The organism is Candidatus Latescibacter sp. IFSED24 (genome assembly GCF_058273205.1).
Window position 1 is genome coordinate 1,714,861 of record NZ_CM177850.1, and the last position, 21,790, is coordinate 1,736,650.

Consider the following 21,790-nt stretch of genomic DNA (forward strand, 5'->3'; position numbering starts at 1 on the left):
CGCCTTGCCCCGGGGCCGGTCCGTGACTTACTCTGTGGTCTGGCCCGAGGCGCGGCGGATCACCGACCCCATGGAGAAGCGAGGACCCCGTGAGAGGATATCGGCAGCAACGGCTGGAGGAGTACGGCGCGCGGTTCGGCATGGGACCCGCGGTGTTCACGCTCCTGATCATCAACGTCGGCATCTACGTGCTGCAGTTCCTCTCCGGCGTCTTTGCCAATGGCATCGACTATCCGGGCACCTGGCTGGCCTACCGCACCGAGCTGGCCATCGGCCAGTTCCAGATCTGGCGATTCTTCACCTACCAGTTCCTCCATGGCAGCTTCATGCACCTCTTTTTCAACATGCTGGGGCTCTGGCTCTTCGGGTCGCGGCTGGAGGGCCTCTGGGGTACCCGGACCTTCGCCTGGTACTACCTGATCTCGGGCCTGGGCGGCGGCCTTCTCTACGGGCTCCTGACCCTGGTGGGCATCGGCGCGGATTCCTGGATGCTCGGCGCCTCGGGGGCGGTCTACGGGATCTTGCTGGCGTTCGGACTGGCCTTCCCGGACGCGGTGATCCTGGTGTTCTTCTTCCCCATGCCCGCGCGGATCGCGGTCATCGTCTTCGGCGTGATCTCGCTGCTGGGGGCCGGCGGCGTCGGGCGGAGCAACATCGCCCACATGGCCCACCTCGGCGGCATGATCACCGGGTTCCTGTTCCTCTGGCTGTTCACGAACGGCCACCCGAGCCGGGTCCCCCAGCTGCCTGGTCAGGGCGCAAAGCGCAATACCCACCGGACCAGCGGCAGCTATCGGACCAGCGACGGCGGCGGCTACCAGCGCGGCCCGAATCGCCAGGCGAACTTGCTGGAGCGCCTGATCATGGCGTACCACCGCTGGCGCACGCGGATGCGGATGAAGGTGGTCGACTCGCAGCGCGGCGCCGACGGCAGCCCGCGGCCCCGCCCCGGCAACGGCCGGAATTACGGCGGACAGGATGTGACCAAGGTCGACGCGATCCTCGAGAAGATCTCCCGCGAGGGCATCACCAGCCTGTCCGACGAGGAGAAGGACATCCTCCGCCGGGCCAGCAAGAAGGATTGAGCCATGCCGATGCTGAGCCCACTGAAGAAACTCGGCCTGCGCGCGCTGATGGCCATGCGCCTCTGGCCCCACATCTACTTCACCTACTCACCCTTCAAGGTGATCGAGTTCCGCGAGCTGGTGGAGGACCTCGAGTGGACCGGACGCGAGCGCGTGCTGGACATCGGCTGCGGCAGCGGGTTGCAGACCCTGCTCATCGCCCGGCACGCCGGCCACACCACCGGCCAGGACATCAATCCCGAGTTCATCGCCCAGGCGCGCTGGTACGCGAGCCACGTGCGCGACTGCGGCGCCATCGACTTCGAAGACCGGCCGCTGCCAGAGGTCGGCTGGCCCGACCACTCCTTCGACCGCATCTTCAGCATCTGCGTGCTCGAACACATCCCCGAGCATCGCGAGATCCTGGCGGAGTGCACCCGCATGCTCAAGCCCGGCGGTGAGATGATCTTCTCCGTGGACACCCTGGCCACCATCACCGACGAGGCGCTGCGCGAGAGCCACCGCGCCCAGCACGAGGTGGTCCAGTACTACACGCCCGAGGGTCTGCGCGAACTCCTCGCGGACGCGGGCTTCGTCGACATCGAGATCCGCTCGCTCTTCCGCAGCGACTATGCCCGGCTGCTCTTCGAACGCGGCATCCGCCAGGGCTTCAACTTCGGGCGGGTGGGCGCCAGCCAGCTCTCGCGGCGCCTCGACGAGGCCGAATCCATGGTGGCGACCGACGCTCCGGGCATCTTCCTGGCCGCCTCGGCCCGGACGCCGGCTGCGGCCGGTTGACGGCCGCGTCCAACCGGTTCATAATGAACAATCTCTTCCACCATGCAGCACGGAGGGATTGTCATGCTGCCTCGCCCCAGCCGCCTCATGCTCTCGTTGCTGGTCCTCTGCCTGCCCTTGACGGCCTCGGCCATCCTCTTCGCGGAAGATTTCGAGGATGGCAGCGCTGACGGCTTCTATCCCGTGGGACCGGGCTGGGCGGTCTCCGGGGGGACCTACAACTGCGAGACCACCGGCTTCGAGATCTACTCCAGCTCGCTCTTCGGCGATCCGTTGTGGGCCGACGTCAGCGTCGATTTCGACATCCGCTCACTCGACAGCACCAACCACCTGCTGCGGTTCCGGGTCAACGATTTCGCGGATTTCTACGACGTCAACCTGCGCAGCGCGCCCTGGAACGACGCGATCCTCACCCGCACCCTGAACACCCAGCGGACGGTGATCGCCGCGAGTCCCGCTCCCTTCGCGGGTGGTGACTGGCACCACGTCCTGCTCCGGCTGGACGGCTTCCACTTCGCGGTCTTTCTCGACGGCAACCTGGTCCTCCAGCACCAGGACACGAGCAGCCCGGCGCGCCTGCGCACCGGCCAGTTCGCGGTGGTCAGCTACTCGGGCGGGATCGCCATGCACCAGCTGGTGAGCTACGACAACATCGTGGTCGAGGAACTGGTGGTGACCGTCGAGCAGGTGACCTGGTCGGCCGTGAAGAACCTCTTCGATTGAGCGTGGCCCCGGAAGGCCCCGACCGCTGCCGCCGGTTGTCTCACCGCCGGTATCGGCTTATCATTGGGCCCTCATGCAGACCATCGACCTGAGCATCGTCATCGTCGCCTGGAATACCCGCGACCTGTTGCGGGACTGCCTGGCCAGCCTGCCCGCCGCCACGGCGGGCCTGGCCTGCGAGGTCGTGGTGGTCGACAACGCCTCGCGCGACGGCACCGCCGCCATGGTGCGCGAAGAGTTCCCGGACGTGGAGCTGGTGGCCTCGGGTGGCAACCTGGGGTTCGCCAGGGCCAACAACCTGGTCCTGCCCCGCGCCCGCGGCCGGTCGGTCCTGCTGCTGAACCCCGACACCGTCTGCCCGCCGCTGTCGCTCACCCGGCTGCTGGCCGCGGCCGACGCCCGTCCGGGCTGCGGCGGCTTCGGTCCGCTGCTCACCGACCGTCACGGTGTTCCCACCATCACCTGCGGCAACTTCCCCTCGCCGCGCTTCCACTGGCTGCGTCCCCTGGCGGACCTTCCCCTGGGCCGCCGCTGGCAGCGCTGGATCCGCTTCACCGACATCCCCCGGCACGGCGAGTCCGACCGCGAGGTGGACTACGTGGCCGGCGCCTGCCTGCTCATCCCGCGCGCGGCCCTCGCCGCGGTGGGGCCGCTCGACGAGCGGTTCTTCCTCTATTTCGAGGAGACCGACTGGTGCCGGCGCGCGTGGCGGGCCGGGTTGCCCATCGTGCTGATCGGCGGTGTGGAGGTGGTCCATCTGGAAGGCCGCGCCGCCGAGCTCGTCTCGCGATTCAGCCTCGCCCAGTTCCAGCACAGCTATCGCTTGTACCTCGCCAAGAACGCCGGGCGGGGAGCGGTCAGGCATGCGCGCCTCGCGCAGGTCTGGGAGAAGGGACTGCAGACCCTGCGCCACGCCGCCTGCTTCTGGTCGCCGCGGAGCCGCCGCCTGGCGCGGCGCTTCGCGTTCGAGACCGCGCTCCAGTTCCGCCGCGACATCGCCCCCACGCCCCCCGACACCACCGACCGCGCCGCCTGAAACGACGACGCCCGCCGCTCCCGATGATCGGGAGGGGCGGGCGCCGACTGGCTTAACGATCAGCGTCGGCCGCGACCCTTGGCCTTCTTCTCGAACTCGGCGATGAGATCCTTGTCCGATTCCAGCGAGACGATGCGGAACTCCTCGACGTGCAGCCCGGGATCGTCCATGACGTTGATCTCGAGATCGAAGGCGCGGCACATCTCGCGGTAGTGCTCGGGCCGCTCCTCCAGGAGGAACAGCGCCAGCACCGGGTTGGCCTGGATCTGCAGGCGCCGCTCCTTGGTCACGATGGCGATGCGGTGCACCAGCCGCTCGATGCGGTTGCTCAGCGTGTCCAGCGACAGCACCTTCCCGGTGCCGCTGCAGTAAGGGCACGGATCGCTGAGCTGGGCGAGGATCGAGGGCCGGACCCGTTGCCGGCTCATCTCGATCAGGCCCAGTCCCGAGACCTGGAAGACCTTGGTGCGGGCCCGGTCGCGCTTGAGATGGCTGCGCAGCTCGTTGAGCACACGCCGCTTGTTGGCCTCGCTCTCCATGTCGATGAAGTCGATGACGATGATGCCGCCGAAGTCGCGGAACCGGAGCTGGCGCGCCACCTCGCGCGCCGCCAGCATGTTGGTCTGCAGGATGGTGTCTTCCTGGTTGCGCTTGCCGGTGAAGCGCCCGGTGTTCACATCGACCGAGACCAGCGCCTCGGTGGGTTCGATGATCAGGTAACCGCCCTTCTTCATCCAGACCCGCTTGTCGAGCGACTTCTTGATCTCCTGCTCGATGTCGTAATGGTCGAAGATGGGCAGGTCGCCGGTGTAGAGGCGGATGCGCTTCTCGAGCTTGGGTGCGAAGAAGCGGGCGTACTCCAGGAGCTTCCGCTGATCCTCGCGGTCATCGATGATCAGCTCCTCCACGTCTTCCTTGAAGATGTCGCGGATCAGGCCGACCACCAGGCCCACGTCCTCGTGCACCAGCCCCGGCGCCACCACTTCCTTGGCCCGTTCGCGGATGGTGTTGGTGAGGTCGGAGAGGTAGTGGACGTCGGTGCGGATGGCGTCCTCGTCGGCGCCCTCGGCGGCGGTGCGGATGATGAACGCGCCGCGATCGGGGCGGTGCTTCTGCAGGTACTGCTTAAGGCGCACGCGCTCGCGGCGGTCGGCGATCTTCCGCGACACGCCGATGTGGCGGCCCTTGGGCATCATGACCAGGTAGCGGCCCGGCAGCGAGAGGTCGGCGGTCAGGCGCGGCCCCTTGGTGCTGATGGGCTCCTTGGTGACCTGGACCACGATGTCGTCGCCCACCTTGAGCATGTCGCCGATGTCGGGCACGGGGGCGTTGCGGTCACGGCGGCGATCGTCGTCGTCGTCGTCCTCGTCGTCCTCGCCGGTGCCGCTGTGCACCACATCGCTGGCGTGCAGGAAGCCGGCCTTCTCCATGCCGATATCCACGAAAGCCGCCTGCAGTCCCGGTTTGACCGAGGTCACCTTGCCCTTGTAGAGGTTGCCCACGATGCGGCGGGCGTCGGCCCGCTCGATGAGCAACTCGACCGGTTCGCCGTCCTCGAGGATCGCGACGCGGACCTCGTGCGGGGTCGAATTGATGATGATGTCTTTGCGCATATCTCCGTTTCCGATACCAATGTCAGTCGTTCAAGTGTGCCTGCAGCCAGACGCGGCGCCGCAGCGCCAGGATCTCCTCGAACGGCGAGAGCCAGCGGCCGGTCTCGTCACAGCCGCTGAGGCCCGTCCTCGTCACCCGGCACCAGCGTGGCTCAGGCAGGTCCGCCCCGAAGAGGGCGGCCAGGAATTCATGCACCGGCAGGCCGGCGCCGGCGGCATCGCGCCCCAGGCTCAGGCGCAAGACCGCGGACTCGGGCCCGTCCGCTCCCTTCGCCCAGACCAGCCCCCCTGCGGGGACCAGACAGCGGGCATCCACCTCGATGTCCGGCTTGCCAGGGCGCTGCCGGCGCCAGGGCCAGCTCTCCGAAGCAAGAAACGTCGCCACGCACTCCCGTGCGCGGTCGCTGGTCGGTCCGCCATCCGCGGCAAGCGGCAGCACGATCCGGAAGTCGGACCGTTCGGCGCGGGCGTCGATGCTCGGAGGCGTGATGGAGCCCACGGTCACCCCACGCACCACGGCAAGCCCTTCGGGCAACACCGCTGCCAGGCGGCGCTGCCAACCGGGCTCCTCCCACTGGAAGGCGAGGTCCAGGACCTCGTGGTCGCCCGCCACCCCCACGGGCAGCGGTGGACCGAACTTCAGCAACGGATGTGGATGATAACCCTTGCTGTACGCCACCGGCAAGCGGGAACGCCGCAGGGCCAGGTGCAGCATGCGCTGGAAATCCAGATGCCCAAGGAACACCAGACGGCCGTGCTTGGCAAACTCCAGCCGGCACCAGATCTTGGCCGAGGCGCGCTCGCGCCAGGACCGCCAGCGCGGATCCTCTGCGGCCCGCGGCGGCTCCGCCGGTGCCACGGTCGCCGCCGGTCTGGTGACCGGTCCGGGCGCAGGGTCGGCGGCCAGATGGGTCAGCCCATCGCCGCAGGCCGCACAGGCGGTGCAGGGGCCATCCAGGCGACAGTCGGCGGTGGTCTCCCCGGCCAGCGCCCGCTCCCACTCACGCTGCAGGAAGGCCCGGTCCACCGGGCCGGCCACCGTGTCCCAGGGCAAGCCGGCGGCGGGGTCGCGCGGGGCCACCACCGCATCGCCATCCACGCCGCAAGAGGCCAGGGCACCTTCCCAGCGGGTAAAAGCGAAACATTCGTCCCAGCCGTCGAACCGCGCGCCCTGGCGCCAGGCCTCCACCACCACGTCCGCCAGCCTGGCGTCGCCCAGCCCGAGCACCGCTTCCAGGAAGCTCACCTCGGGATCGCGCAGGCTGACCTTGGCCTTGAGCCGGTGCAGCCGTCGCGCGAGGTACTGGTTCCGGCGCGCGATCTCCTCGCGGCCGATCTGTCCCGCCCACTGGAACGGCGTGTGCGCCTTGGGCGCGAAGGGCGAGATCGAGATGGTGACCTGGGAGCCGCCGCGGGGGGCCACCCCGATGATCCGGCCGGCCAGCGCCACGATCCCGTCGAGGTCCTCGTTGGTCTCGGTGGGCAGCCCGATCATGAAGTACAGCTTGATCCGCTTGATTCCGCTGCGCAGCGCCTGCTCGGCGGCGGTGACGATCTCCTGCTCGGTGATCTGCTTGTTGATCACGTCGCGCAACCGCTGGGTCCCGGCCTCCGGCGCGAAGGTGACGCTGCTGGGTCGCTCGCGGCCGATCCGCTCGTGGAGTTCCTGATCGACCGAATCGACCCGCAGGCTCGGCAGCACCAGGTTGGTGCGCGTCCCGGCGAGTTCGTCCTGGATCCCCGCCACCGCGGGCTTGAGCCCGGTGTAGTCGCTGGTCGACAGCGAGAGCAGTCCGACCTCGGCGAATCCCGAGGCCTGGCTGCCGTCGCGCGCCGCGGCCACCACCCGGGCGACGTCGCGCTCGCGCACCGGCCGCTGGATCATCCCGGCCTGGCAGAACCGGCACCCGCGCGCACAACCACGCATCACTTCCACCGCCAGCCGGTCGTGCACCGGTTCGGTGACCGGCACCAGTTCGTCGGGCATGGGCACCGCGTTGAGATCGGCCAGCACGCGGGCCGGGACCGGACCGGCCACGCCCTCCCACCAGACCCCGTCCAGGGCGCGGACGCGCGCCAGTGTTTCCTGGCGCGAGACGCCCACGGCGCGCGCGGCCGCCACCACGGCCGCCACCTCGCCCAGCACCTCCTCGCCGTCGCCCGGCAGCACCGCATCGCAGAACGGGCCGATCACCGCGGGGTTCATGACGCAGGACCCGCCGGCGATGATCAGCGGATCGCCCTCGCCGCGAGCAGCGGCGCGGAGCGGCACGCCCGCCAGGTCGATCATGGTCAGCATGTTGGTGTAAGCCAGCTCATAACCCAGCGAGAAGCCGATGAGGTCGAACTGGCTAGCGGCGCGGCGGGTCTGCAGGCCGTGGAGCGGCAGGCCCTCGCGGCGCATGGCGGCCTCGAGGTCGGGCCAGGGGGTGAAGGCCAGGTCGCAGAAGGTGTCCGGACGCGCGTTGAGCAGCGTGTAGAGGATGCGCAGCCCGGTGTGGGACATGCCCACCTCGTAGGCGTCGGGGAAACAGAGCAGGACGTTGGCGCCGTCGGCGCGCCAGCGATCCGCCGGGACCGCGCCGTCCTCGCCGCCGATGTAGCGCGCCGGCCGTGTCACCAGCGGCAGGACGCGCCCCTCGAGGACGCGTCCCAGCTCCGCCGGATCGGCGAAGCGGCCGTCGGGCCGCCAGGTGTCGGGGGTGATGTCGATCACGCCTCCGGTTCGTCGGCGCCGCTGCCCGGGCGCGGTTTGAGGATCAGCTCGGCACCGGCGGCATGGCGGTCGAACACCGCCTTGTCGGGCTCGAGATCGAACGGCACCGGATACTTCCCGGTGAAGCAGGCGTTGCAGTAGCGGTCGCCCTCGCCGGTGGCCTCGAGCAGCCCCTCCAGGCTGAGGTAGTGGAGGCTGTCGACGCGCAGGTAGGCGGCGATCTCCTCGTTGGTGTGGCTGCTGGCGATGAGCTCCTTGCGCACCGGCGTGTCGATGCCGTAGAAGCAGGGATGGCTCACCGGCGGCGAGGCGATGCGCAGGTGCACCTCCTCGGCCCCGGCCTGCCGCAGCAGCTTGACCAGCTTGCGCATGGTGGTGCCGCGCACGATGGAGTCGTCCACCACGACCACGCGCTTGCCGGCCAGCACCTCGCGCACCGGGTTGAACTTGATGCGCACCGACATGTCGCGCACCTGCTGCGCCGGCGAGATGAAAGTCCGGCCGACGTAGTGGTTGCGGATCAGCGCCAGCTCGAAGGGGATGCCGGTGGCGCGGGCGAAGCCCAGCGCGGCGGTGTTGCTGCTGTCGGGCACCGCGGTCACCAGGTCGGCCTCCACCGGCGCCTCGCGGCCGAGGATCTCGCCGCTGGCCCGCCGTGTCCGCTCCACGCTGGTGCCGAAGATCTGGCTGTCGGGGCGCGAGAAGTAAACGTGCTCGAACACGCAGCGGCGCTCGATGCCCGCCTCGGCCACGCGCCGGCTAACCAGCTCTCCCTGCCCCAGCACCACCATCTCGCCCGGCTCCACGTCACGGAGGTAGCGCGCGCCGATGATGTCGAACGCGCAGCTCTCGCTGGCCACCACGTAGCTGTCCTGGAAGCGGCCCAGGCAGAGCGGTCGGAAGCCCAGCGGGTCGCGTGCGGCGATGAGCGTGTCACCGGTCAAGAGCACCAGGCTGTAAGCGCCGCTCACCTCGGGCAGGATCTCCTGCAACGCGTCGGCCACGGTCTCGGCGCGGCTGCGCGCCATCAGGTGCAGGATGACCTCGCTGTCGCTGGTCGTGGAGAAGATCGACCCCGCCAGCTCCATGGCCCGTCGCAGCTGGGGCGCGTTGACCAGGTTGCCGTTGTGGGCCAGGCTCACGGCGCCGCGATGGCTGGCCACCTGGATCGGCTGGGCGTTGATCAGGTTGCTGCTGCCGCTGGTGCTGTAGCGCACGTGTCCGATGGCGAAGGTGCCGGGCATGCTCTTGAGCGTGTTCTCGTCGAAGCAATCGGCCACCAGGCCCATGCTCTTGTGAGTGCGGATCAGGTGACCGTCGGAGACGGTGATGCCCGCCGATTCCTGGCCACGGTGCTGCAGCGCATGCATGGCCATGCTGGCCAGCTCGGCGGCACCGTTGACCCCGGCGATGCCCACCACGCCACATTCCTCGCGCCAGTGCCTGTGGTCGCTCATGTCGTCTCCTCAGGGCCGGCGGACCGCGGTCAGCCAGCCGTGCAGATGGGGGTTGACCAGCAGGCCCTGGTCGCCGCTGCGGGCGACCGTGAGCTTGTCGGCCAGGCGGCCGGGGTCTCGGCCATCGTCGCTCAGGATCAGGCGCCAGAGCACGCCCGAAAGGATCGGTCCGGGCTCGCCCAGCGGGAACGCTGCCACGTCCACGGCCACGTGACCGGCGGGAACCGCACCGCCGAGCAGGCGGTCGGCCAGGCCGGCATCCACCGGCGCCAGGTCCGACGCCACGGCCGAGCCGGGCCAGCTCGGCGCGAGCTGCGCGCCGCCCTGGCCCAGGTCGCCGAGCCAGGGCTCACCGGCCGCGGCCAGCTCGAAGTGTCCGTAGTGGTGCTTGTTGGGGTTGAAGAAGCGCCCGATCTCGAGCAGGTCGCTCACCCGGCGCCCGTCCCCCGCGCCCCAGAAGGTGTGCAGCTCACCGCGAAAAAGCGCCTGCAGCGCGTCGCCGCCCTCGAGCCGACGCTGCATGACGCGCACGGCGGTGGCGGCGTGCAGGTCGACGCCCTTGTGGCTCACGAGCAGAGTGGTCTGGGTCATCGTCGTCGTCCCTTCGGTGACCGTCATCAGCACAGCTCCACGAGTCGCCGCAGGAGCCAGAAGCCGGGACCGGCGGCCTCCAGGCGTTCGGGATCGGCCGCGGCATCGCGGCGCAGGGCGCCCCAGGCGTGCGGCAGGTCCTCCGGGACCATGCGCAGTTGCAGCGCGCGTTCGGGATGGGGCATCATGGCCAGCACGTTGCCGCCAGCATTGGTCAGGCCCGCCACGTCACGCAGCGATCCGTTGGGGTTGCCGCCGCTGCCGCCGGCCAGAGCATGATAGCGCAGCGCCACGTAGCCGTCGGCGGCCAGCTGGTCGAAGTATGCGGGATCCTCGTGAGTGAAGCGGCCCTCGGCGTGGGCCACCGGCGCCGGGAAGACACCATCCAGACCATCGAGGAAGGAGCAGCGCCCGCCGGAAACAGGCTCCAGCCCCACCCAGCGCGAGTAGTAGCCGCGCCGGCCCGGCTGCCGGTTCGCTGCCAGCGCCACCTCCACCGCACCGGGTTCGATCCCCGGCACGATGCCGCTCTCCACCAGCACCTGGCAGCCGTTGCAGATCCCGAGGATGGGCTTGCCGCCGGCGGCCGCCTCGCGCAGCACCGCCAGCAGCGGATCCTTGGCCGCCACGGCGCCGGCGCGGACCCGGTCCTGGTAGCTGAAGCCTCCGGGGATGAGGAAGCCGTCGAAGCGCGCGAGCTCGGCGGCCGGCCGCGTCCAGCGGAAGATCTCCGCCGCGCCGCCGGCCATCTCGATGGCCCGCGCCGACTCGGTCTCGCAGTTGACCCCCGGCAGCTGCAGCACCCCCAGCCGCGGCACGCGGGAAAGGACCGCCGGGCCGGGCTGGACCGGCAGCGGATCGCCGGTCGCCGTCGCGGCGGCCGGCACGGCATCGGCGGCGGCCTCGCCGCCGAAGAGACGCGGCAACCCCTGCTGCCACACCCGGGCCAGGTCGGCCACCGGCACGGTGACCGTGGTACCCTCCACCCCGCAGACCACCAGATCCTGCTCGGCGGTGACCTCGCCCAGCGGCCACCACTGGCTGCTGCTGAAGCTGAGCAGCTTCTCGACCTCGCCCGCGCTCGCCGCGGCGCACGACACCAGGAATCCGCCGCCCTCGCTGAAGAGCACCTCGCGCAGGGTGAGGTCGGTCAGTTCGGACGGCACGCGCAGGCGGGCGCCGAGGCGGGCCTGGCCCTCCAGGCCCACGGCCATCTCGGCCAGGGCCACCGCGAGGCCGCCGTCGGCGATGTCGTGCACGGCGTTGGCGATCCCCGCCCGCACCAGCGAGAGCACGCCCGCCAGCTCGGCGCGCACCGCGTCGAAATCGATGGCCGGCACCGCGGGGCGGCCGGCCTGGAAACCGGCCTCGAGGAAGAGGCTGCCACCGGTCTCGCGGACCGGTCGACCCACCAGGTAGAGGCGATCGCCGGGGTTCTTGAGGTGCTGACTGCGGCAGCGGCGATAATCGTCCACCACGCCCACGCAGGCGATCACCGGCGACGGCGCCACCGACCGGCCGCTGGCCGACTGGTTGTAGAACGAGACGTTGCCCGAGATCACCGGCAGCGGCTCGTGAGGCGCCGAGAGGCGACCGAGGCGGCTGCAGGCCTCGCCCACGCCACGCACGCTCTCGGCGAACTGCCACATGGCGCGGGGCACCTCGGGATTGCCGAAATTGAGGCAGTCGGTGATGGCGGCGGGTTCGCCGCCCACGCAGACCACGTTGCGACAGGCCTCGATCACCGCGCGGGCGCCGGCGGCGAAGGGGTCGGCCACGCCCAGCAGCGGGTTGCCGTCGCAGGTCATGGCCACGGCGCGGCGGCTGCCGGGCACCGGGGCCACCACGCCGGCGTCGGCCTCGCCGGGACGCAGGATGGTGCCGGCCTGGACCTCGGGATCGTAGTGCCGGAAGAGGTACTCGCGACTGGCGATGTTGGGGTGTCCCATGAGCGCCTGCCACTCGGCGGCGATGGCCGTGGCCGGCGCCTCGTCCAGCCGCGCGTCCGCCGGAACGTCCGGCGTGTCCGGAGCCTCGAGCGGACGGTCGTAGCGGATGCCCTCGGTGATGGTGTCGATGGGCGCGTCGGCCAGGATCCGGTCGCCGTGGCGCAGCACGTACCGACGGTCCACGGTGACGCGGCCGATGCGGCAAGCGCACGCGCCGTCGTAGACCATGGGCAGCGCGAAATCCTCGTTGTAGATCTTCAGGACCTGCTCGGTGAGGCGCGAGGGCACCGCCAGGCCGTAGCGCTCCTGGGTCTCGCTGCAGGCACAGACCCGGGCGGGCAGGTCGGCGATCTGGTGCACCAGGGCCAGGTCCACGTCGCAGCCGAAGCCGCCGGCGTCGCAGAGCTCGCTGGTGACGCACGACACGCCGCCGGCGCCCAGGTCCTTGAAGCCGATGGTCACCTTCTGGTCGCGGCACAGCTCGAGCACGGCGCGGTTGGCCACGGTGAGGATGCGCTTGAGGAAGGGGTCGGGGGTCTGGACCGAGCCCTTGTTCTCGGTGGCGGCCTCGGCGTCGAGGGTGGCCGAGGCGAAGGCGGCCCCGCCCATGCCCGACCAGTCGGTGGGCTTGCCCACCAGGATCAGGTCGTAGGGTTCCTGGGCGGCCTCGCGGGGCACGCGGCTGTGCGTGATGTGATCCTGGTCGACCAGGCCGATGGCGACCACGTTGACCAGGCAGTTCTCGTTGAACGAGTGGTGGAAGTAGACGTCGCCGCCCAGGTTGGGCACGCCGATGGCGTTGGCGTACTCCCAGATGCCGGTGACCACCTCGCGGGCGATGTCACGGCGGTGCGCGTCGCCGGCGTCGTCTGGGCCCTCGGCCAGCGGCCAGCCGAAGCGCAGCGGGTCCAGCGTGGCGATGACCTCGCCGCCCATGCAGTACACGTCACGCACGATGCCGCCGATCCCGGTGGCCGCGCCCTCCACGGGCATGACCTGGCTGGGATGGTTGTGGCTCTCGTGGGCCATGATGATGCCCCAGCGCCGGCCGTCTACCTCGCCGAAATCCACCACGCCCGCGTCCTCCACCGGCCCGATCACCACGTTGGTGGCGTCGTTGGGCAGGTACTTCTTGAGGTACGGCCGGCTGCTCTTGTACGAGCAGTGCTCGCTCCACATGGTGTCGAAGAGCGTCATCTCGGTGAGCGTGGGATCGCGGCCGAGCAACTCGGCGACCTTGCGCGCCTCGCTGGCAGCCAGGGTCAAACCGTGGCCGCGCAAGAACTTGCGCAGACTTTCGTCGTCGTGCTCGGCAACGGGAATAGGAGCGAAACTCTCGTCTCGTGTGGCCACGGTTACCCCCGGAGATGGCGGTGCGGAACCGGTTCAGGACCTGAGCGAACGCCAGGGAACCGACAATGTAACTCCTGAACTGGCAAACCAAAAGCCGCAGGTTGTGACACGGAGAGTGTGTCCGGCCCTGGCGAGGCCCATTCAGGCGTCCGCAACATGACAATACCTGCCCTGGAAATGACAATTCATCATTCGAATCCCGCTCCAGGTCCGTGGAGGCCGACCGGACACACTCTCCAAGGCACCGGTCAGGAACTCTCCCGCACGGACCAAGGGGGGCCGGGAGTAACGGTGGCGTAACGCCACCCCACTAAGCTGGAATCGTGACCATCAGGCATCCCGCAAACCAGATGGAGGTCCCCCATGATCACCCTCAAGCACCGGCCCCGGGCCAGGACCGCCGACCAGGACCGGTGGCACGGTGTCCTCCTCGCCGCCGCGAGCGCCCTGATCATCCTGGCGGGGCTCACGGCCACCGCCAGCGAGGACCTGGCCGGCGACGTCGTCCTCGAGGTCCATCACGAGCGGACCCAGGGGGCGTTCACCATGCTCATCCCCCGGGGCTGGCAGACCCAGGGCGGCATGGTGCCCAGCGGCGTGCCCGGCAACATCGTCGACCTCATCGAGGGCAACATCAACTTCGCCGCCGTCAGCGCGGACGGGCGGAGCGCGCTGGCGTTCCTGCCCAAGTTCTACTTCCAGACGCCGGAGTCGCTGGCCCGCTCGAGCGGTGGGATGCTCAACCCGCAACCCGGACAGATGCTCAACGGCTGCATCGTTTATCCCTGGGTGGAGATTCCCGCGTACCTCGAGCAGATCGTCTTCCCCAGCCTCCTGCAGGGCGCCATCCAGGACGTCCGCTTCACCGGCCAGGTCCAGCCCGCCCCCTGGCTCGACCCGCTGGTGCCCCGCAACGTGGCGTCGCGGTGGCAGGTGGGGTCGCTCACCTTCACGGGCCGGCAGGATGGGGTCGACAAATGCGGTCGGCTCTACTGCGTGCTCATCGACATCGGCGGATTCCTGTGGACCAATGCCGCCACCTTCGGCTATGCCGTGCCGCGCGACCAGTGGCAGGACGCCGAGCGCGTCATGGAGTTCTGCCTGCGCAGCTTCCGGCTCGACCCGCAGTGGGTGGCTCGCGCCGCCGAGGGCGCCCGCAAGCGAGGCGGACAGTACCACGAGCTGCAGAAGTACATGAACGGCCTCGACGCCCAGATGCAGCAGGACCGCATGCAGACCAACAGCGACATCAACCACGAGACCTTCAAGGTCCTGACCGAGCAGATGGAGACCTATGATCCGGTGACCGGCGAGCTCACCGAGCTGCCCATGTACGACCACGCCTGGACCGACGGCCAGGGCCATTACCTGTTGAGCGACCAGGAGCACCCGCCGGTCCTCGACGCCGAGCCGAGCTGGCGGCCGGTGAAGATCGTCAACCGCAACGCGCCGGACTACGGCATAAGCGAGTGATCGTGACCGGAGGCCTGCTCGGCCAGTTCCTTGAGCCGCGCCGAGGGCAGGAGGTCGAGCTCGCGGACCAGGCGCGACTCGAAGCGGGCGTAGGTGTCGACCACGTCCTGGCGATGGCCCAGCCGCAGGAGCCCGAGCAGCAGCGAGCGGGCGAACGGCTCGTGGAGCGGATCCTCGTCGAGGGCGCGGCGGGCCACGATCACCAGCTCGTCCCAGGTGCCGGCGGCGGTCTGCAGTTCGAGCAGACGCTCGGCGGCGCGGAGGAAATCCAGGCGCAAGGCTGCCGCCGGTTCCTCCACCACGCTGTCGTAGGGTGTGTCCGCGAGCAGTGGTCCGCGCCACAACGCCACGGCTTCCTGCAGCGCCGTCAGCTCGCCATCGCGATCGCCGACGCGACGAGCGCCGCGCGCTCGCGCCAGTCGCCTGGCGAAGACCTCGGCGTCGCAGCTGCCGCCGGGCCCCAGTTCGAGGCGCAGCGTTTCCCCCTCGGTGAGCACGTGATCCTGCTGGAGCACGTTGCGGAGCTGGAACACCGCCTGCCGCAGGCTCACGGCGGCCTTGTCGGGATCCGCCTCGGGCCACATCGCCTCCATGGCCTGTTCACGCGGCACCGGCCTCGGGTAGCGCACGACCAGCAGGTTCAGCAGACGGCGGGCGCGACGCGAGCGCCAGACTCCGGGGTCCAGCTCCGCCTCGCCGTGCACCACCTCCAGAGGTCCCAGGACCCTCAGATGCAATGCCGTCAGTCCGGACGCGGCAGCCTCGGCGGCCGTCGGGCTGTCCGCGGCGTTCTGCTCCTCGCCCAGCCGCCGCGCCAGCTCCGACTCCAGGCGGTCGACCAGGAAGGCCGGCGCCGATTCCGCGAGGCGCGCCAGGACCTGGGCCGGATCCTCGTCGCCGGCGGCGGCGCGCCAGAGCCGAAGCCGCCAGCGTTCGAGATCGGCGCCCAGGCGAGCCAGCAGGCGCTCGGCGGCCTGCCAGGTGCGGCGCGCCGCGGGATCGTGGTCGACCGCCTCCAGCCGACCCCGCTGGGCCAGGGCCCGGGCCTGGCAGAAGAGGTCGCCGCGACGCTTGGCCAGGGCCAGGGCACGCTGGACCTCCCGGCGCGCCTCCGCGAGGTCCTGCCGGCGCCAGGCCGCCTCGGCAAGGCCCAGCCGGCACCAGGTCTCCAGCGCCTCCTCGCCCAGCTCGCCGGCGATGGCGTAGGCCTCGCCAAAGCGGGCTGCCGCCGCCGCTGGATCGTCGTTGAGGAGCTCGCATTCTCCCAGGGTCAGACGCGCGTAGCCGGCGACGAGCCGGTAGCCGATGGCCTCGGCGTGTTGCAGGGCCCAGTTCGAGGACGCCCGGGCCGCCGCCGCGTCACCCCGGCCGGCGAGGACGAAGCCCAGCACGCCCTCGGCGTGGCAGGCCAGGTCGCCACGGCCGAGCTCCTGGTAGAGATCCCGGGCACGCCTGGCAGTGGCCAGGGCGCGGTCGAGATCACCCCGGATATAGTGGACGTTGGCCGCCAGAAGATAGAGACAACGCCCCTCGAGGGTCCGATCTTCGCGCCGCCGGGCCCCGGCCAGCGCCTGTTGCAGGAATTCTTCGCCCTGGTCCAGCCGTCCCAGACTCGCCGCCGCCACTCCCAGCGACGAGAGGATCAGCCCACGATCCGCGAGTGCCAGGCGCCGCGAGCCGGCGAGTACCCGGCGGCCGCTGCGCAGGCACTGTTCGAAGTGGCCGCGTTGCAGGTGCAGCCGCACCAGCCGGGCTTGCAGCTGGGAGGCCAGGTCGGCCGAGGGGCGCAGCCGTCGGGCGCGGCGCAGATCGTCCTCGGCGTCCTGCCAGCGCCCGCAGAGGTGCGCCTGGCTCGCCCGCACCACGAGCGCACCGGCCTGGGACCGGATGGCGGCGTCGGGCAGGGCGGCCAGGGCACAGCGCAGCGTCTCGGGCCGGCGCGAGTCGGCGAGCCAGCGGGCGTGGCGCGTGAGCAACGTCACGGCCTGGTCGCAATCGCCGGCCCGGGCCAGATCGAGGATCGCGGCCTCGGGTTCGCCGGCCTCCACCAGCACCACCGCGGCGCGGCGATGCAAGCGGCGCCACTGGGCCGGGGACAGATCGCGGGCCAGACGCCTGCGCAGGCAGGAACGCAGGAGATTGTGATAACGCCAGCAGCCGTCGCCCACCGGAACGGTGAACAGGTTCCGTTCCACCAGGGTGCGCAGCAAGCGGTCGCTGCCACGGCGCTCCAGGAGGCGATCGCAGAGGTCGGCCTCGAGATGGGGCAGCAGCGAGGTCTGCAGCATGAAGTCACGGGTTCCGGGGTCCAGATCGGTCAGGATCTCCTCGGCGAAGAAATCGAACCAGCGGCTGCCGCCGGCTTCCAGACGATCGAGGACGGCGTGCTGGCGCGCGGCCTTCTCCGGTGTGCCGACCTCGGCCAGCGCCTGGCAGACGATTTCCAGCGCGGTGGGCCAGCCCTCGGTGAGGGCATGGACACGGTCGGCCAGCGTCTCCACGGTGCGGCCGCAACGGCGGGCCAGGATCTCGCTGCTCTCGGACGGAGTCAGGGAGAGGTCGACCGCCGACAGGTGGAGGGCCTCCCCGCGCGTCTCGAGCCGTGCGGCGGCCAGGACAACCGGCTCGCGCGACGAGAGGGCGAGTCCGCACGATGACGGCAGGTAACGCAGGAGACGGCCCAGGAACTGGCGGGCGGCCTCGCTGTCGGCGATGGACTGCACGTCGTCCAGCACCAGGAGCTGTCGCCGATCCATGGCCCCGATGATGCCGGCCAGTTGTTCGAGCGGCGGTTCCTCGGTCAAGGGCAGACCGCAGGCGGTGGTCAGGTGCGCGGCCAGCACCGAGGGGTCGCGGTCGAGATCGTCGAGGGTGTACCAGAGCGCCTGATCGGCGAGGTCGTGGGCCCGCGAGGCCAGGAAGCACGTCTTGCCCCAGCCGGCGCCGGCGGTGACGGTGACCAGGCGCGGCGGCCGCGACTGCCGCCAGCAGCGATCGAGGCGCGGGCGTGGGCGATAGTCGGCCGGCAACGACGGCACGGTGAACTTGGCGCGAAAGATGGCAGCCGCCATGGAGTCCTCGGTGTCCGGGGCGAAAAGGTGTCGGCTTCGACAAGATTCTAACCGATGCCGTCCCCGCTTCCAAGCCTACGTAACCATGGCCAACCGATCGGATGACGTCGGGATCCGCAGCGCCGGCTCACCAGTCCTTCTGCGCGAGCGTCCGGTCGAAGAGTTCCGGCACGTACCGCAGCTGATGCTGCAGGTCGAAGCAGCGGTCGAGGGTGGCGGCGTCGAGGACGGCGGTGATCTCGGTGTCCTCGCCCAGCGCCTCGCGCAGCGCCACGCCCTCGTCCCAGACGCGCATGGCGCAGCGCTGGACCCAGGCGTAGGCGTCCTCGCGGGTGATGCCGGCCTCGGTCAGCTCGAGCAGAACGGCCTGGCTGAAGTACATGCCGCGGACCTTCTCCATGTTGGCCAGCATGGTCTCGGGGAAGACCACCAGCCCGCTCACGAGCCAGCGCATCTTCAGCAGCATGTGGTGCAGGGTGTGGCAGGCGTCGGGAAAGATGATCCGCTCGACCGAGCTGTGGCTGATGTCGCGCTCGTGCCAGAGCGCCACGTTTTCGGTGGCGGTGTGGGCGTAGCCGCGCAGGAGGCGCGCCATGCCCGTGAGCTTCTCCGAGACGATGGGGTTCTTCTTGTGCGGCATGGCGCTCGACCCCTTCTGCCCCTTGCCGAACGGCTCCTCCACCTCGTGCACGTCGGTGCGCTGGAGGTTGCGGATCTCCACGGCCATCTGCTCGATGGTGGCGCCCACCAGCGCGACCGCGCTCAGGAACGCCGCGTGGCGGTCGCGCTGCAGGATCTGGGTCGAGACCGGCGCCACCGCCAGCCCCAGGCGCGCGCAGGTCTCGGCCTCCACCGCGGGCGCCAGGTGGGCGTGGGTGCCCACGGCGCCGGAGATCTGGCCGAAGCTGCATTCGGCGATGCCCGCGTCCAGCCGCGCCAGGCCACGGCGCAACGCCTCCCAGTACACCAGCAGCTTCAGGCCGAAGGTGGTGGGTTCGGCGTGGATGCCGTGGCTGCGCCCCATCATCACGGTCGCCTGATGCTCCCGGGCCTTGACCTCAACCGCGTCCAGCAGCGCCACCAGCGCTTCGCGCAGCACCCCGCCGGCGGCCTGGATCTGCAGCGCGAACGAGGTGTCGAGCAGGTCGCTGCTGGTCATGCCCTGGTGCACGAAGCGGCTGGCCGGCCCGATGTGCTCGGCCATGTTGGTCAGGAAGGCGATGACGTCGTGCTGGACCGTGCGCTCGATCTCGAGTACCCGCGCGGTGTCGAACGCCGCCTTCGCCCGGATCTCCCGCGCCGCCTCCTGCGGGATCTCGCCGCGCGCGGCGCGCACCTCGCACACGGTGACCTCCACTTCCTTCCAGTGCTCGAAGCGGGCCTCGTCGGACCAGATGGCGGTCATCTCGGGAGTGGCGTAACGGTCGATCATGCGGGGAGCCTCCGCGGCTGGAGTGTGGCCCAATTCCATCTGGCGGCATGATGGGCGATGTCCGGCGTCGGCGCAAGTCTCCCAGCCATCCGCTGCGGGTTGTTGCCACCGCGGCCGCGCCCTATCATCATCCTGACGACAAGCTCCACCAGCGATGGGAATCCCATGCTGCGCCTTTCAGCCATGCTCTACTGCCTCGCGATCCTAGGCCTCGTGACCGCCTGCGGCGACCAGGCCCGCACGCCCGCCTCGCCCGCCGCGCGCACCACCGTGATCCTCGGCGTCGACGCCTGGGACTGGCAGGTGCTCGATCCGCTCCTCGCGGCCGGCGAGCTGCCGACCCTGGCCGCGCTCCGCGACCGCGGGACCAGCGGCGTCAACCTGAGCTTCGTGCCGCTGGAGAAGTCGCCGCTGATCTGGGCCTCCATGGCCACCGGCCTCGAGCCCGCCGACCACGGCGTCGGCGGCTTCCTCAAGCAGCGCGACGGGCAGGGAACGGCGCTGGCCTCCGCCGCCGACTGGCAGGCTCCCGCGCTGTGGGACATCGCCGGCGCGGCCGGACTCGAGAGCTGCGTCATCGGCTGGTGGGTCACCTACCCCGCACGCGCCATCGCCGGCGTCCTGGTCAGCGACCACGTGACCTACACCGAAGCCGGCAACCGCGACTACACCGGCCTGGTCCGTCCCGCCGAGCTGGCGGCCCAGTTGACGGCGCTCACCGTGGACTGGCGCAACCTGCCGGCCGACCTGCTGCGCGTGCTCCTGCCCGCAGCCGACGAATCGCTCCTCGCCGACACCGATCACCCGGCGCTGCGCGACCTGCGCCTGGCGCTGGCCGGCGATCTCACCTACCTGGCCACCGCCAGGCACCTGGCCGCCCATGGCCAGTACGACCTCTTCGCGGTCTACTTCCGCGGTTTCGACATCGCCTGCCACAACTACTGGCGCTTCTATCGCCCGGCCGAGGGCCAGGAGGTGAGCGCCGAGGACCAGGCGCTGTACGGACAGATCATCCCGGGCTACGCCAGGGTCGTGGACCGCTGGCTGGGCGAGCTGCTTCCGCTGTTCCCCGACGCGGCCAACGTGATGGTGGTCTCGGATCACGGCTTCCACGGCGCGCGCCGCGACCGTGCGGGCAACTTCCGCAAGGGCGTGGCCGAGCACCGCCCCGACGGCGTGCTGGTGATCCGCAGCGTGCTCTACGAACCAGGCTCGCGCTTCGACCGCAGCTTCGTGCTCAACGTCGGCCCCACGGCGCTGGCACTGCTGGGCCTGCCGGCCAGCAAGGAGATGCCGGGCCGCGTGCTGCGCGACGGCCTGACCGCGGCGGGCCTGGCGTACGTCGAGCACCTCGAGGCCGACCGCATCGCGAGCTACGCCGCCCTGGCCCCGCAGCCGCCACCGTCCGTGAAGGACGACCCGGCGCTGGAAGCGGCGGTCAAGAAACAGCTGCGATCGCTGGGATACGTGGATTGAGCAGACGGCGCGAAACGTTCTAGAGCTCGACGCGCAGCCGGTTCTTGAGCAGGAGCCCAGCCGCCAGCGAGAGCACCGAGAAGCTCACCAGCCAGGGCCAGGCCACGCCCAGCACCGACACCTCGCGCGCCGGCAACTGGATCGCCAGCCGGGAAAGCTCCGCCGTGGTCGGCAACCGCTCTCCCGCTGGATCGAAGAGCATCTGATCGAGCGCGCCCGCATGCCGCGCCGCGACCAGGGCTGGCAATCCGCGTTCGGCAACGGACACCGCCAGCGTCAACGTGGTCCGGGGGCCGGTCAGGCTCAGTTCGTGACGACCCGGCGCGGTGGCCCGCACGCGCCAGACCAGCTCACCGCGCGCGGTGTCGCGCACCGGTCCGGCCTCCACCCGCAGGCCCTCGCCCGCGGTGAGCACCGGCGCCGCCGACGCCGCCGAGGCCTCGGGCGCCAGCGCCGCCGTGACCAGCGCCACCTCGCCCACCCCCAGCGGCTGCCGACCGAGCCGCGACTCGAGCTGCGGCACCACCAGCACCAGCGGCACCACCAGCACCACCACGGCGGGCAGCGCCATGACCAGGTAACGGAGGTTGGCCACCAGCACGCCGGCCTGCACGCGCAGGATCACCGGCAGGCTGGTCTGGTACAGCGCGGCCTCGTAGAGCCGACCGATGAGCCGATCGCGCGCCGCGGCGAGGCGGCGCTGCGGGGTAGCCCACTTGAAGAGCAGCAGCGCCACCACCGCGAAGAGCACCGAGGCGACTGCCAGCGCCCAGCCGGCATGATCGCCGAACGGCTTCATGAGCAGGTCGCCGATGCGGGTGGTGAGGTGCGTCACCGCAATCACGAGATATACCCCAGCCCCTGCATGCGCTTGCGGATCTCTTCCTCGTCGGCACCGCCCTGGTCGAGGCGGTCGAGCTCGCGCTCCAGCACGTGCTGGACGAACTCGGTCACCGACGCGTAGCCCGCTGCCTCGCTCACGCGCTCGGCACGCGCGAGAAGGTCCTTGTCGAGCTTGATCTTGCTGCCTCCGAACAT

General features: G+C 70.4%; 15 protein-coding genes. 6 read left to right on the forward strand and 9 right to left on the reverse strand.

The genetic code is table 11. The features are described from left to right. Positions 1–89: 89 nt before the first annotated feature. The 4 genes from IFSED24_RS07140 (at position 90) to IFSED24_RS07155 (ending at position 3,621) form a co-directional block, all read left to right on the forward strand. A complete protein-coding gene (locus IFSED24_RS07140; RefSeq protein ID WP_491334525.1) occupies positions 90–1,085 on the forward strand; it encodes a rhomboid family intramembrane serine protease in 996 nt (331 codons plus the stop codon). A gap of 3 nt (positions 1,086–1,088) precedes the next feature. Further along, positions 1,089–1,862: a class I SAM-dependent methyltransferase gene (locus tag IFSED24_RS07145; protein WP_491334526.1), complete on the forward strand. Its 774-nt coding sequence runs from the start codon at positions 1,089–1,091 to the stop codon at positions 1,860–1,862. A gap of 63 nt (positions 1,863–1,925) precedes the next feature. Then, positions 1,926–2,585, forward strand: a complete 660-nt coding sequence (locus IFSED24_RS07150; RefSeq protein ID WP_491334527.1) for a LamG domain-containing protein — start codon at positions 1,926–1,928, stop codon at positions 2,583–2,585. Between the two features lie 73 nt (positions 2,586–2,658). After that, complete coding sequence (locus tag IFSED24_RS07155; protein ID WP_491334528.1) at positions 2,659–3,621, forward strand: glycosyltransferase family 2 protein; 963 nt, start codon at positions 2,659–2,661, stop codon at positions 3,619–3,621. Between the two features lie 59 nt (positions 3,622–3,680). Here IFSED24_RS07155 and IFSED24_RS07160 read toward each other — a convergent pair whose 3' ends face one another. From IFSED24_RS07160 to purL, 5 genes are read right to left on the reverse strand one after another with little or no spacing between them, the layout of a single operon-like run. Further along, positions 3,681–5,234, reverse strand: coding sequence for an Rne/Rng family ribonuclease (locus tag IFSED24_RS07160; RefSeq protein WP_491334529.1), 1,554 nt, complete (start codon positions 5,232–5,234; stop codon positions 3,681–3,683). A gap of 22 nt (positions 5,235–5,256) precedes the next feature. Continuing rightward, entirely contained in the window at positions 5,257–7,950 is a 2,694-nt protein-coding gene (locus IFSED24_RS07165; protein ID WP_491334530.1) for a TIGR03936 family radical SAM-associated protein, read from the reverse strand. Continuing rightward, a complete protein-coding gene (gene purF / locus IFSED24_RS07170; protein ID WP_491334531.1) occupies positions 7,947–9,407 on the reverse strand; it encodes an amidophosphoribosyltransferase in 1,461 nt (486 codons plus the stop codon). Before purF ends, IFSED24_RS07165 begins: the two co-directional genes overlap by 4 nt. Positions 9,408–9,416: 9 nt before the next feature. After that, positions 9,417–9,998 (reverse strand): hypothetical protein, encoded by a 582-nt coding sequence (locus IFSED24_RS07175; protein ID WP_491334532.1) that lies wholly within the window; start codon positions 9,996–9,998, stop codon positions 9,417–9,419. Between the two features lie 26 nt (positions 9,999–10,024). After that, positions 10,025–13,300: a phosphoribosylformylglycinamidine synthase subunit PurL gene (gene purL / locus IFSED24_RS07180; protein ID WP_491334533.1), complete on the reverse strand. Its 3,276-nt coding sequence runs from the start codon at positions 13,298–13,300 to the stop codon at positions 10,025–10,027. A gap of 363 nt (positions 13,301–13,663) precedes the next feature. Here purL and IFSED24_RS07185 point away from each other — a divergent pair, with 363 nt between their 5' ends. Next, complete coding sequence (locus tag IFSED24_RS07185) at positions 13,664–14,773, forward strand: hypothetical protein (protein WP_491334534.1); 1,110 nt, start codon at positions 13,664–13,666, stop codon at positions 14,771–14,773. Here the strand turns inward: IFSED24_RS07185 and IFSED24_RS07190 are convergent. Both IFSED24_RS07190 and purB read right to left on the reverse strand, forming a co-directional pair. Then, on the reverse strand, positions 14,755–17,844 hold the full coding sequence (locus IFSED24_RS07190) for an AfsR/SARP family transcriptional regulator (protein WP_491334535.1): 3,090 nt from the start codon (positions 17,842–17,844) through the stop codon (positions 14,755–14,757). The two genes, IFSED24_RS07185 and IFSED24_RS07190, sit on opposite strands and share 19 nt — an antisense overlap. 127 nt (positions 17,845–17,971) lie before the next feature. Further along, entirely contained in the window at positions 17,972–19,276 is a 1,305-nt protein-coding gene (gene purB / locus IFSED24_RS07195; protein ID WP_491334536.1) for an adenylosuccinate lyase, read from the reverse strand. Between the two features lie 165 nt (positions 19,277–19,441). On the opposite strand from purB, the gene IFSED24_RS07200 reads away from it, so the two are divergent. After that, positions 19,442–20,752, forward strand: coding sequence for an alkaline phosphatase family protein (locus tag IFSED24_RS07200; protein ID WP_491334537.1), 1,311 nt, complete (start codon positions 19,442–19,444; stop codon positions 20,750–20,752). 19 nt (positions 20,753–20,771) lie between these two features. Here IFSED24_RS07200 and IFSED24_RS07205 read toward each other — a convergent pair whose 3' ends face one another. Further along, positions 20,772–21,587, reverse strand: coding sequence for a hypothetical protein (locus IFSED24_RS07205; RefSeq protein WP_491334538.1), 816 nt, complete (start codon positions 21,585–21,587; stop codon positions 20,772–20,774). 5 nt (positions 21,588–21,592) lie between these two features. Continuing rightward, entirely contained in the window at positions 21,593–21,790 is a 198-nt protein-coding gene (locus IFSED24_RS07210; RefSeq protein WP_491334539.1) for a ribbon-helix-helix domain-containing protein, read from the reverse strand.